We start from the raw sequence: 12,120 nt of genomic DNA on the forward strand, positions 1-12,120 counted from the left end.
CCGTCTGGATAGCGAGGTTTACGGGACATGGCATTGACCCCCAACGAGGCGTATGCGGCCAAGCAGCCGTTTGTGGACAAGGAGACACTCGAGCATATCGTCGAGCAGTTCCCCACGCCGTTTCATCTATACGACGAGGCGGGCATCCGCCGCAACATGCAAGAAGTGCGCGATGCCTTTGCATGGAACCCGGGCTTTAAGGAATACTTTGCCGTCAAGGCCAACCCCAACCCGGCGCTCATCTCCATTCTCAACGAATACGGCTGCGGCTGCGATTGCTCGAGCTATACCGAGCTCATGATCGCCTGCTCGCTGGGCATCACCGGACACGACATCATGTTCTCGTCTAACGACACGCCGGCGGCGGACTTTGAGCTCGCCGACAAGCTGGGTGCCATCGTCAACTTTGACGACATCAGCCACATCGAGTTCTTTGAGCGCGTCGCAGGGCCCATCCCCAAGACGGTCAGCTGCCGCTTTAATCCGGGCGGCCTGTTCCAGCTCTCCAACGGCATCATGGATAACCCCGGCGACTCCAAATACGGTATGACCACCGAGCAGCTCTTCGAGGCCTTCCGCATGCTCAAGGCCAAGGGCGCCGAGGACTTTGGTATCCACGCCTTCCTCGCCAGCAATACCGTCACCAACGACTACTACCCCAAGCTTGCGCGCATCCTCTTTGAGCTTGCCGTGCGCCTGGAGCGCGAGACCGACGCACACGTCGCCTTCATCAATCTGTCTGGCGGCGTCGGCATCCCTTATCTGCCCGAGCAGCAGGCCAACGACATTCACGCCATCGGCGAGGGGGTGCACGCGGCATACGACGAGATCTTGGTTCCTGCCGGCATGGGCGATGTGGCCATCTGCACCGAGATGGGCCGCTTTATGATGGGCCCCTACGGCTGCCTGGTCACCAAGGCCATCCACGAGAAGCAGATCTACAAGGACTATATCGGTGTCGACGCCAGTGCCGTCGATCTGGTCCGCCCTGCCATGTATGGCGCCTACCACCACATTACGGTGATGGGCCAGCCGGGTGGCTCCGACAAGACCGCGGCGCCTGCCACAAACACGTACGACATTACGGGCAATCTGTGCGAGAACAACGACAAGTTCGCCATCGACCGCGAGCTACCGCGGATCGACATGGGCGACTTGCTCGTGATCCACGATACCGGCGCGCATGGCTACTCCATGGGCTACAACTACAACGGACGTCTGCGCTCCGCCGAGGTCCTGCTGCGTCCCGATGGCTCGGCCGACCTTATCCGCCGCGCCGAGCGCCCGGGTGATTACTTTGCCACGCTCGACGTGCTGCCGTGCGGTCGTGAGCTGCTGGCCAAGTCGCGCGCCGAAAGCGCCCGCCGTCGCGCCCAGGACGAGCGCCTGGCAGTCGCCGCCCAATGGAACAAACGCATCCAGATCGCGGAAGCGAAGGAGAAGAACATGGACATCCGCAACCTCGAGGGCTCAATCGTCGCCCTTGTCACGCCGTTTAAAAAGGACGGCAGTGTCGACTTTGACGCACTCGAGCGCCTTATCGATTTCCACCTGCAAAACGGTACCGACGCCATCCTCGCCCTGGGCACCACCGGCGAGAGCGCCACGATGACCGATGACGAGGACAACTCCGTTGTCGCCGCGGTGGTCAAGAAGGTTGCAGGCCGCGTCCCCGTTATTGCCGGCTCGGGCTCTAACTCCACGCAGACCATGCTCACCAAGTCGCTCACTTACCAGGGCCTGGGCGCCGATGGTCTGTTGCTCATTACCCCCTACTACAACAAGTCTAACGAAGAGGGCATCTACCAGCACTTTAAGACCGTGGCCGACGCCGTAGATATCCCCTGCATCCTGTACAACATCCCCGGCCGCTGCGGCTGCGGCATCAGCGTGCGCAACGTGGAGCGCTTGGCCGCGCACCCCAACATCATGGGTATCAAGGAGGCCTCGGGCAACGTCGCCTACGCAGCCAAGATCGCCCACCTGCTGTCCGATGACTTCCGCATGTACTCGGGCGAGGACGCCCTCACCGTGCCGCTCATGAGCCTGGGCGCCTCGGGCACCATCAGCGTGTGGGCAGATGTTCAGCCACAGCTCGTGCATGACATGTGCCGCGCCTACCTGGACGGCGACGTAGCGCGCGCCCGCGATATCCAGATTGCCGGCCAGCCGCTCATCAATGCCCTCTTTAGCGAGGTCAACCCCATCCCCGTTAAGGAAGCGCTCGCTCAGATGGGCATGATCGAGGCAAACTACCGTATGCCGCTGTGCCCCATGGCCAACGACACACGTGCCGCACTTACCGATGCTCTGAAGGGAGCTGGTCTGCTTGATTAAGACCGTCATTATGGGAACGGGCCGCATGGGCTCGCTCATCCGCACTACCGCCGAAGGCATTATCGACGCCGCCGGGCAGCCCGTTTTTGATATCGTGGCCCAGATCGGTTTTGATCTGTCCGAGCTCGAGAGCGCCCCGGCAGCCGACGTCATCATCGACTTCTCGAACGTCGTGACCTTCGATGCCGTCGTCGCCTATGTCGAGTGCACGGGCGCGGCGTTGGTCTCGGGCACCACGGGCTACACGCCCGAGCAGATGGATCGCCTGCGCGAGCTGGGTCAGAACGCCCGCGTCATGCACTCCGGCAATTACTCCATCGGCATCGCGGCCCTGCGTCATCTGGTGGCACAGGCCACGCGTGAGCTGCCCGGCTTTGACTGCGAGATTGTCGAGACGCACCACAACCAAAAGGCCGACGCCCCCAGCGGCACCGCGAAGCTGCTGCTCGACGCCGTCGTCGAAGCCGAGCCCGAGGCAGGTTACCACCCCGTCTATGGCCGCGAGGGCATGTGCGGTGCACGCGACCCCAAGGAGATCGGCATGCACTCGCTGCGCGGTGGCACTGTCGCCGGCGTGCACGAGGTGAGTTTCTTTGGCCAGGACGAGGAGGTCACGCTCACACACCGTGCCACGAGCCGCCAGATCTTTGTCAACGGCGCCCTAGCCGCCGCCCAGAAGCTCATCACCCGCGACCCCGGCTTCTACACCTTCGACCAGGTCATGTTTGCCTAACCAGGTATCAACCGGATCCACCCAAAGGAGAGACAGCAAATGAGCAATGCAGCCGAGATGGATGCCCAGGAGATTATCAACTACATCGCCACAGCGCCCAAAAAGACGCCCGTCAAACTGTACGTGCGCGAGAAGCCCGGCATGAAGGTCCAGTGGAGCAATGCGCACGTCTACGGCGGTCGTCGTGGCAAGACCGTCTTTGGTGACTGGGATGAGCTCAAAGCCATCCTCGATGCCAATGCCGATTCCATCGATTACTACGATGTGGAGAACGATTGCCGCAACTCCGCCGTGCCCATGCTCGACCTTAAGGGCATCAACGCCCGCATCGAGCCGGGCGCGATCATCCGTGACCGCGTCGAGATCGGCGATCGCGCCGTCATCATGATGGGTGCCATCATCAACATCGGCTCCGTCATTGGCGAAGGCTCCATGATCGATATGGGCGCCGTGCTGGGCGGCCGCGCAACCGTGGGCAAGAACTGCCACATCGGCGCTGGTACCGTGCTGGCAGGCGTCGTGGAGCCCGCCAGCGCCACGCCCGTCATCATCGAGGACGATGTCATGATCGGCGCCAACGCCGTGGTCCTGGAAGGCGTGCACGTAGGCAAGGGCGCTGTCGTTGCCGCCGGCGCCGTGTGCGTCGAGGACGTCCCCGCTGGTGCCGTCGTGGCCGGTGTCCCCGCCCGCGTCATCAAGATGCGCGACGAGAAGACCGACAGCAAGACCGGCCTGGAAGAGGGCCTGCGCCAACTGTAATAGTTACGGCGTTTTACCAAACGCCGTAACGACTCGACGCTACAAACGCCCCAGAGCGGCAATCTGACGTTCAATCGTCGGGCATGACCAAAAGGTCAATGCCCTCCTCTTTCACGTCACCTTGCTCGCTCTGGGGCGTTTTCGCTGATTTATGCTCAACCAGTAGCGTAATTAAGCCCCGAGTAAAAAGGGCCGAAGCCCTCATCCGAGGCTTCGGCCTTTGTTTTTTGCAGCGTCCAGGCGCAGTTTATCGATTCTCGATGCTGCCGATGTTTTTGAGCTCGATGGAGATGAGGCCGTTGGGTTCGTTGACGAACTCGATGTACTCGGAGTTCGAGCCCATCTCGGCCGGAAAGCTGATCTCGATGCCCGTGTCGGTACGAATCTTGTGGTTGCGCACGGCCGCACGCTCGACCTGCTTGCGCTCCACGGGCACACGCTCGGGCACCTTCTCTTCGGTCAGCGCCGCACGTACGCTCTCCTTGATAACCGGTTCGTCCTCAAAGACCTCATCGACGATATCCCAAGGCGGAAGCTCCTCGTCATCCTCGACCTTCTCGGCCACAGCGGCCTTAACCTTGGCGAGCGCCACGGCCGTATTGGCACCGTGCTCCTCGGCGACCTCCTCGACCACGCGCGTCACGGTGTCGATGACCTCCTTGCCCGATACGCCCGTGTCGCACTGCAGCAGGCCATCGGGGATAAGCATACGGTCCTCGCCGGCAATCTTGCGCTTCTTGTCCACGTAGCCGATCTCCATGGTACTCGCGCGCACGATGGCATAGCTCGGCACCTTTTGCGAGGGGTTCGGCAGAATGGCGTAGTGGCGCGCGATGTCGTTGCGCACCTCTCCCTCCTCGCGGCCCACTTCGTGCATAAAAGCCTGCTTGGAGCCCAGCAGCATCACGGCAAACCAGCGGGCATCCTCATCGTCGTCAAAATCGGCCACGAGCACGTCGGTGGACTCGGCTTTCTCGGCTTTGGTGAGCTCGGAGGAGATAAACTCTGCAATCTGCTGCGACAGTTCCACGAACTCGCGCTCGCCAAAGAAATAGCCCTTGAGCTCGCCGCCAAACGCAGAGTTCTCGGCAAATGTGGCGCGTTTATTGTCGGCCGAGGTACGTGCGCGGCGCAGATGCGTGGTCACGAAGTTGCGCACGGTGCGGCTCTCGATATCGAGCTCGCGCTGGCTCATAACGTTGACGGCAGAGTCAAAGTCCAGGATATGCAGAATCGCGTGATTGATTTTCATATACGGCATTCCGTTCTAGATCGATTTCGGCACGAACCAGTATAGCGGTCGAGCCCTCCCCAAGCGCATCGAAGATTGGTACATCGGGGACAGGTTGCTTTGCACCAATGGCTAGCGCAGGAGCTCGGACTGCCAAGCCTCGAGCTGTTCTGCCAAACTCTTGCCGGCAGCGGGCATGTCGATCTGGGGTCGCTTGGGCAGCAGTGCGCATTTAAGGATTGCCACGATGGTCTGCGAGACAAAGCGTCGCGTATCCTTGTCAAAGCCTTGTGCAGCCTGGAGCATCACGGGCAGGCTCTCGCGCAGATTCCCAGCGATATCCGCAAACCGCTCAGCACCCGTAGCCTCAAACACGGAGAACAATGCATCTACAAAACGCTCGCGTTCGCTAGGTGACACCGCAAGCAGCATCTCGCGAATGGAGCCATCAACGTATCGAGCACCGGCGGACAGGCGCTCACAGTACACGAAGTCGCGACCATCAACCACCCAGCTAAAGGGATTGTGCTGCAGCAGGCTGAACTCGGTGCTCTCAACGATGGCATAGTCCTCCTGTGTCTCGAACATCATGCCAAAGATCGACGACCGAGGCAGCGTCTTATCGATGCGGCCGGAAAGATCGGCAAAAGCGTTGCCGTTCAGAAACTCCTCGACGAAGCCAGGACCATCATGGGAATACACCCGTTCGATTCGCTCACGGGCGACATCGGAGCACATCGCCGCACCGTACACCGCAAGGTTTCCACCCTTGGAATGACCTCCGCACAAAAGCGGCCCGTCAATCGCATCCGCCGCCTCGTCCACATAGCGCGCCGCGGATTCCTGGGCCGGCACAGGACACCGGAACGCCATGTTAAAGTCCTCTTTCCAGCCCACAATCGTACTGTCGGTCCCACGGAAGGAAAGATAGCTAAACCCCGCCGGAAACCGGAACGCCATGGCTGCAAACTGCTCTGTCGCCACCACATCGCTCACGGCACGATAGCCGCAAACGTGCACGCCACGGTAGCGAGGGCTTGCTGCCACGGCCTCCAACAAGGCCCTGCTCCCCTCTGGATCCCACAGGTCGCCAATCATGTCCCGATAGCACTCGGCACGAAGCAGCTCGCGTACGTCTAGGCCCTGCCAGTTCGTCAGCTCCGCCATATCACCCGGCAAACGCAAATAGGACAACCACGCAAAGACGAGGCTATCCACAGCGCAGAACGGCCGTTCCTCAAACGGGTCAAACGCCGTCTGCGCATAGGTCAAAACATTAGGCGAATCCGACATGGCGTTCCCATCAACTATGGCGCATTGGGGTCAGGTTACTTTGCACCAAAAAGGCGCCCGGACCGTGTGGACCGGACGCCTTCATTGTAGCTTTTCGCTTTAGCGAGCTTGATTTAGCAGGAGAAGTCGACGCTGTCGATGATGTCCTTGAGGGCCTTGGCGGAGGCGGTAAGCTCATGCTGCTCGTCATCGTTCAGCGGCACGGGGACGCGGCAGACAACGCCGTCGCGGCCAACGACCGTCGGCATGGAGATGGCAAGATCGGACAGGCCATACTCGCCCACCATGAGCGAGGAGACGGGCAGAACGGTCTGCTCATCGCGCATGACGGCGGTGCAGATGCGCTTGACGGCCATGGCGACGCCATAGTAGGTGGCGTGCTTCTTCTCGATGATGGTGTAGGCGGAGTTCTTGACGTCCTCGGCGATGCGCTTCTCGGCAGCCTCATGCTCCAGATGACCGTGAAGCTCGCAGAAGGTGTTCAGCGGAACGCCGGCAACCTGAGCGCTGGACCAAGCGACAAACTCGGAATCGCCGTGCTCACCCATGACATAGGCCTGGACATCGCGCGGGTCGACCTCGACATGGGCACCAAGCATCTGCTGCAGACGGCCGGTGTCGAGCACGGTACCGGAACCGATGACGTGGCCCTCGGGCAGGCCGGACATCTTGATGGCGGCGTAGGTCAGAACATCGACCGGGTTGGAGACGATGAGCAGAATGCCGTCGAAGCCGGACTTCTTAATCTCGGGAATAATGGACTTAAAGATGCTGACGTTCTTGTTGACCAGGTCCAGGCGGGTCTCACCGGGCTTCTGGGCAGCACCAGCGGTGACGACGATCATGGCGGCGTCGGCGACATCGGAATAATCGCCGGCGTAGATCTTCATCGGCTCGGCAAACGTCATGCCGTGCGCAATATCCAGGGCCTCACCCTCGGCGCGGTTCTTGTCCACGTCGATGAGAACCATCTCGGAGAACAGACCACTCTGCATCAACGCGAACGCCGACGACGAGCCGACGAAACCGCAGCCGACAATAGCGACCTTCTTCTCGTTAACCATTAGAAACTCCCATCTCTCTCCACAAACAAGCCGCCCGGGAACGACCCGAGCGGCTTGCCGTAATCCCAATACATCCAATCGGGACTTTGATTATGCTCCTATTCGCAGCCAAAAATCGACCGTTTACCGAAATTGTTTGCAGAAATCGTAAAATAACTGCACGAAATCGGTTTCGAGCTATTGACGAGCGGAATAGCTTTCTAATACAGGCCCGCCTCGCGAATGGCCTCGACAGCCAAAGCAATCTGGTCGGGCGGCAAGACCAGCGCCATGCGCACGTGCCCCTCGCCCGAAGGACCAAAGCTCGCGCCCGGCGTCACCACAACGCCGGCCTTCTCCATGAGCTCCTCGCAAAACGCCATGGAATCGGTGCGACCACCGGGAAGCTTGGCCCACACAAACATAGAGCCATGCGCGTTGGGACGCTCCCAGCCCACGCCCTCAAGACCGTCGCACAGGGCATCGCGGCGCTCCTGGTACTTCAGACGCTGCGCCTCGACCTCATAGCGCGGACCGTTCAGGCAGGCGATAGCAGCCTTCTGGATCGGGAAGAACATGCCAAAGTCGATCTGGCCGCGCAGCTTGGCAAAGGCCGAGACCACATCCTCGCGGCCGACCAAAAAGCCGATACGCGCACCGGTGACGTTAAACGACTTGGAGAGCGAGAAGAACTCCACGCCCACCTCGAGCGCACCGGGATACTGCAAGAAGCTGCCGCCCGGCTCACCGTCAAACACGATGTCGGAGTATGCGTTGTCGTGAACGATCAGCAGGTCGTGCTCGCGGGCAAAAGCGATGATCTCCTCGTAGACCTCGGGCGTGCCCACCGAACCCACCGGGTTGGCGGGCAGCGACACGATCATATACTTGGCACGATCGGCCACCTCGGGATCGATGCCCGCCACATAGGGCAGGTAATTATGCTCGGCAACCAGCGGATAGTACTCGAGCTTGGCATCGGCAATCTTCGCACCCGCCTCAAAGACCGGGTAGCACGGATCGGGAACCAGGATGGTGTCACCCGGATCGAGCAGGGCCAGGCCCAAATGGCCCACGCCCTCCTGCGTGCCGTTGCACGACTGCACCATGGACGGTGTAATGCCCGAAACGCCAAAGCGACGCTCATAGTAATCGCACACGGCCTGCTTGAGTTCGGGCAGGTCGCGCAAGGCGTACTTCCACATCTCGGGATCCTGGGCCGCTTGCGTGAGCGCCTCGACCACGTGGCCGTACGGCTTAAAGTCGGGCGTGCCCACGCTCATGTTGTAAATGGTCTTGCCCTGAGCCTTCAGCGCGAGCAGCTTGTTGTTGAGCGAGGCGAAGACCTCCGCGCCAAAGCGGTCGAGACGCTGCGATGCCTGCATGGTGCCACCTTCCGATATAAAAACGCGGCGCTCCGACAAGAGCGCCGCGCGATACGGGCCATCAGATTGCAAAAGTGTAACGCTTGCAACCCCCGTATTGGTTCAATTTAGCCAACCTTAGTCAACTGGATTGAGCGCGTCGATCTGCGCAAGCCACAGACGCGAGCTGGCGTCACTCGGCATACGCCAATCGCCGCGCGGGCTGAGCGTCACCGAACCAACCTTGGGGCCATCGGGCAGGCAGCTGCGCTTAAACTGCTGGGCAAAGAAGCGACGATAGAACGTACGCAGCCACGTGTGGACGGTCTTGGCGTCGTAGACACCCTCGAAACTCTTGAGCGCCATGCGGTAGATCTTGCCCGGCTCAAAGCCAAAACGCAGCAGGTAATAGAGGAAGTAATCGTGCAGCTCGTACGGGCCCACCAAATCCTCAGTCTTCTGCGCAATCTCGCCGTCGCCCGTGGGCGGCAGAAGCTCGGGGGACACCGGCGTATCGAGGATATCGAGCAAGACCTCGGCAATACGCCCGCCAAAAACATCAGCGGCATAGCGCACCAGATGGCGCACAAGCGTCTTGGGCACGCTCGCATTGACGGCGTACATGCTCATGTGGTCGCCGTTGTAGGTAGCCCAGCCGAGCGCCAGCTCCGACAGGTCGCCCGTGCCGATGACAAAACCGCCGGCCTGATTGGCCAGATCCATCAGAATCTGCGTACGCTCGCGGGCCTGGCTGTTCTCGTAGGTCACGTCCTGCACGGCCGGATCGTGCTCAATGTCCTTGAAGTGCTGCTCCACGGCCGCGTGGATCGAAACCTCGCGGAAGCTCACGCCAAGGTCGCGAGCGAGCGACTCGGCATTCGACTTGGTGCGATGCGTCGTGCCAAAGCCGGGCATGGACACGGCCGTGATACCGGTGCGCGGCAGCCCCAGTGCATCGAAGGCGCGCACGGTCACAAGCAGTGCCAGCGTGGAGTCCAGGCCGCCCGAAAGACCGATGACTGCAGCCTTGGTGCCCGTATGGGCCAGGCGGGTCTTGAGGCCGGCGGTCTGCAGGTCGAGAATGGTCTCGCAACGCTCGGCCAGGTCACCATGGTCGGCCGGCACAAAGGGCGCGCGGGGGAAGACACGGTCGATGCCGAGTGCATCGCGCAGGACAGGTTCGTCTGTCAGCACGCCCTCAAAAGAGAACTCAACGGTCGTGGCCTCCGGTGCATCGTCCGCGCGCGTCCACGTCGTCGAGCGGCGGCGCTCGGCAACCAGACGGTCAAGATCGACGTCGGCGATGGCCATGTCGCAGGTAAGCAGTTTGGTCGCGGCGAGCTTCGAGCCGTTTTCGTAGACGAGGTTCTCGCCCGCAAAGACCATGTCGGTCGTGGACTCGCCCTCACTCGCATCCGCGTAGGCATAGGCACAGTACAGGCGCGCGCTTTGGTTAGAGATAAGGCTGCGGCGGTAATCTGCCTTACCGATAATCTCGTCCGAGGCCGACGGGTTGAGAATCACCGTCGCACCGGCAAGCGCCATCTCGGTCGAAGGGGGCGCCGGCACCCACAGGTCCTCACAGACCTCAACGCCCAGCACCAGGTCCTCGGCGCCCTCATCACAGCAGCGGTAGACAAGCCCCGAGCCAAGCGGCACCGGACCCTGACCGGCAAATTCAACCCACACGGGATCGGCAGGCGCCGGAGCAAACCAGCGGCGCTCATAAAACTCACCGTAGTTGGGCAAATATTTCTTAGCCGTAAGGCCCAAAAGCTCGCCCGCGCAGCACACGGCCGCGCAGTTGTAGATGTTTTCGGCCACCGCAACGGGAAGGCCGACGGTAAAGACGATCGGCAGCTCACGGGTTTCATCGAGGATAAACTCAAGCGCCGCCTCGCAGGCATGCAGCAGTGTGCGGTTATGGAACAGGTCGGCCGCGGTATAGCCGGTCAGGTTAAGCTCGGGCAGCGCCAGCGCACGAACGCCGCGCTCGGCAGCATCGCGAACAGCCGCCAGCGCAACCTCGGCATTGCCCTCGACATCGGCAACGCGAATCTGCGGCGACGCCGCCGCCACACGCAAAAAGCCATCGTTCTTAACTTGACCGTTTAGAAAATCGTTCATGCGAGCTCCAACACATCCGTTTAGCCGCAACGAGCGGCGGCGATAAAGTCCGCCTCCATTGTACTGTCAAGTTCAATCAGCGCTGGTGGGGCAGACTCATGATAAAAATTGAAAAGAGAAGTCAGAATGGCGTTTAGCAGTAGAACGAGATCTCGTCCACAAGGAAAAATGCCTTCCATTTAGAGCAAATCAATTCATGCTGAGCGGCGATAATTTCACAGAGGTCGTCAAGCGTGCTCCGGGGAATCTTCGCTTTGTTATTAGCGACAATGCAACCTCCCCTGCGAGTCAGCCAGATTTTGGCCGAGTTATCTGAAGGCGCTCCCTTGCAAACATGGACATGGATTGGCTCGCCCGCTTCGTTGGACCAAAAGAAGACCCTATAGCCGCCAATAAGAAAAAGGCTAGGCAACTTTAGCTCCTCCGTTTGCGGCGTAGCGATACAGTAGATGGGCGTTATTGCTCAGAAAAGTCTCAAATCCTCGCTTCTCCTCGTCGGTGAAACGCCCTTCCCACATAGTCCAATTGTAAGAAGGTAACTCACAACGAGCGGAGTCGAAGCCCTCTGCCGTCGGTCGTTCAAAATGCACGATAACCTTTTCGATATCGCCATCCGCAATCAGGTCAGAATGAATGACCTCGGTACCGTCTTCGAATGTCATATACGGGTACATCACGTAAACCACCTCGCAATCGTAAATCCAGTTTAGCATCAAGCTATTACACCAAAGACAGCGAGCCCCCTTGATGAGTTGATCTTTGATAAGTTGATGGCATCTGTTACCGACTCAAGCCAGACAACCGATGGCTTGCAACCGAGCATGGACGACAAGGCAAACGGCAATGCGTCGGGACCGGGCACAGCCGACAGCAGCAACAGTAGCTCGAGCGGTTCCGCATCTGGCACGGCATCCGACAGCTCAAACCAGGGCACGGCTTCGGACAACTAGGTGCCGCATCCCTAGATAGGCAACCTGGATAACAGACGTGAACCGAGCGACAAAATTTGATAATCTCTCTTGAAGAATCTCGCTTAACACTAAAATGCAATAAAAGATGCTCAGTTTAGTTCTCGCAGATTGGACTAGTCCATTGTAGTTTTCCAATAGACAATTCGGCAATTCAATTTAAGCCTTAAAAAAGGGTAGTCCATTCGGCACGGCGATGATAGGCCCCCACAGGGAGGTTTTATTATGTCAACTGATGATTTGCGCTCTATTTGTCTAAATATGG

The 12,120-nt window shown here is 59.9% G+C and carries 10 protein-coding genes; 3 read left to right on the plus strand and 7 right to left on the minus strand.

Annotated features, from left to right (window positions below; all coding sequences use genetic code 11):
* The first annotated feature begins 27 nt into the window (after nt 1-27).
* Genes dapA through dapD form a run of 3 tightly spaced genes read left to right on the plus strand, consistent with a single transcriptional unit; the run spans nt 28 to nt 3,829 of the window.
* A complete protein-coding gene (gene dapA, locus ACEG18_RS02945) occupies nt 28-2,337 on the plus strand; it encodes a 4-hydroxy-tetrahydrodipicolinate synthase (protein ID WP_372541179.1) in 2,310 nt (769 codons plus the stop codon).
* Nucleotides 2,330-3,070: a 4-hydroxy-tetrahydrodipicolinate reductase gene (dapB, locus tag ACEG18_RS02950; RefSeq protein ID WP_372541180.1), complete on the plus strand. Its 741-nt coding sequence runs from the start codon at nt 2,330-2,332 to the stop codon at nt 3,068-3,070. Before dapA ends, dapB begins: the two co-directional genes overlap by 8 nt.
* 39 nt (nt 3,071-3,109) lie before the next feature.
* Entirely contained in the window at nt 3,110-3,829 is a 720-nt protein-coding gene (gene dapD / locus ACEG18_RS02955; RefSeq protein ID WP_372541181.1) for a 2,3,4,5-tetrahydropyridine-2,6-dicarboxylate N-acetyltransferase, read from the plus strand.
* A gap of 247 nt (nt 3,830-4,076) precedes the next feature.
* Here the strand turns inward: dapD and ACEG18_RS02960 are convergent, their stop codons facing one another.
* From ACEG18_RS02960 to ACEG18_RS02990, 7 genes are all read right to left on the minus strand, one after another.
* A complete protein-coding gene (locus ACEG18_RS02960) occupies nt 4,077-5,081 on the minus strand; it encodes a nucleoid-associated protein (protein ID WP_372541182.1) in 1,005 nt (334 codons plus the stop codon).
* 111 nt (nt 5,082-5,192) lie between these two features.
* On the minus strand, nt 5,193-6,353 hold the full coding sequence (locus ACEG18_RS02965) for a DUF2974 domain-containing protein (protein ID WP_372541183.1): 1,161 nt from the start codon (nt 6,351-6,353) through the stop codon (nt 5,193-5,195).
* 113 nt (nt 6,354-6,466) lie between these two features.
* Nucleotides 6,467-7,417, minus strand: a complete 951-nt coding sequence (locus tag ACEG18_RS02970) for an L-lactate dehydrogenase (protein WP_089573042.1) — start codon at nt 7,415-7,417, stop codon at nt 6,467-6,469.
* A gap of 200 nt (nt 7,418-7,617) precedes the next feature.
* Nucleotides 7,618-8,781, minus strand: coding sequence for a pyridoxal phosphate-dependent aminotransferase (locus tag ACEG18_RS02975; protein ID WP_372541184.1), 1,164 nt, complete (start codon nt 8,779-8,781; stop codon nt 7,618-7,620).
* A 117-nt stretch (nt 8,782-8,898) separates the two neighbouring features.
* Entirely contained in the window at nt 8,899-10,887 is a 1,989-nt protein-coding gene (locus tag ACEG18_RS02980) for an NAD(+) synthase (protein WP_372541185.1), read from the minus strand.
* Between the two features lie 133 nt (nt 10,888-11,020).
* Nucleotides 11,021-11,299: a DUF4160 domain-containing protein gene (locus ACEG18_RS02985; RefSeq protein ID WP_117635420.1), complete on the minus strand. Its 279-nt coding sequence runs from the start codon at nt 11,297-11,299 to the stop codon at nt 11,021-11,023.
* Nucleotides 11,292-11,561 (minus strand): hypothetical protein, encoded by a 270-nt coding sequence (locus tag ACEG18_RS02990; RefSeq protein ID WP_372541248.1) that lies wholly within the window; start codon nt 11,559-11,561, stop codon nt 11,292-11,294. Before ACEG18_RS02990 ends, ACEG18_RS02985 begins: the two co-directional genes overlap by 8 nt.
* Nucleotides 11,562-12,120: the final 559 nt, after the last annotated feature.

The organism is Collinsella aerofaciens, assembly GCF_041537385.1.
GTDB classification, from domain to species: domain Bacteria; phylum Actinomycetota; class Coriobacteriia; order Coriobacteriales; family Coriobacteriaceae; genus Collinsella; species Collinsella aerofaciens_BV.

Excerpts from the sequence above, each read along its gene's own strand:
- dapA (WP_372541179.1), top strand. The coding sequence starts at position 28 with ATGGCATTGACCCCCAACGAGGCGTATGCGGCCAAGCAGCCGTTTGTG.
- dapD (WP_372541181.1), top strand. The coding sequence starts at position 3,110 with ATGAGCAATGCAGCCGAGATGGATGCCCAGGAGATTATCAACTACATC.
- ACEG18_RS02960 (WP_372541182.1), bottom strand. The coding sequence starts at position 5,081 with ATGAAAATCAATCACGCGATTCTGCATATCCTGGACTTTGACTCTGCC.
- ACEG18_RS02965 (WP_372541183.1), bottom strand. The coding sequence starts at position 6,353 with ATGTCGGATTCGCCTAATGTTTTGACCTATGCGCAGACGGCGTTTGAC.
- ACEG18_RS02970 (WP_089573042.1), bottom strand. The coding sequence starts at position 7,417 with ATGGTTAACGAGAAGAAGGTCGCTATTGTCGGCTGCGGTTTCGTCGGC.
- ACEG18_RS02975 (WP_372541184.1), bottom strand. The coding sequence starts at position 8,781 with ATGCAGGCATCGCAGCGTCTCGACCGCTTTGGCGCGGAGGTCTTCGCC.
- ACEG18_RS02980 (WP_372541185.1), bottom strand. The coding sequence starts at position 10,887 with ATGAACGATTTTCTAAACGGTCAAGTTAAGAACGATGGCTTTTTGCGT.
- ACEG18_RS02990 (WP_372541248.1), bottom strand. The coding sequence starts at position 11,561 with ATGTACCCGTATATGACATTCGAAGACGGTACCGAGGTCATTCATTCT.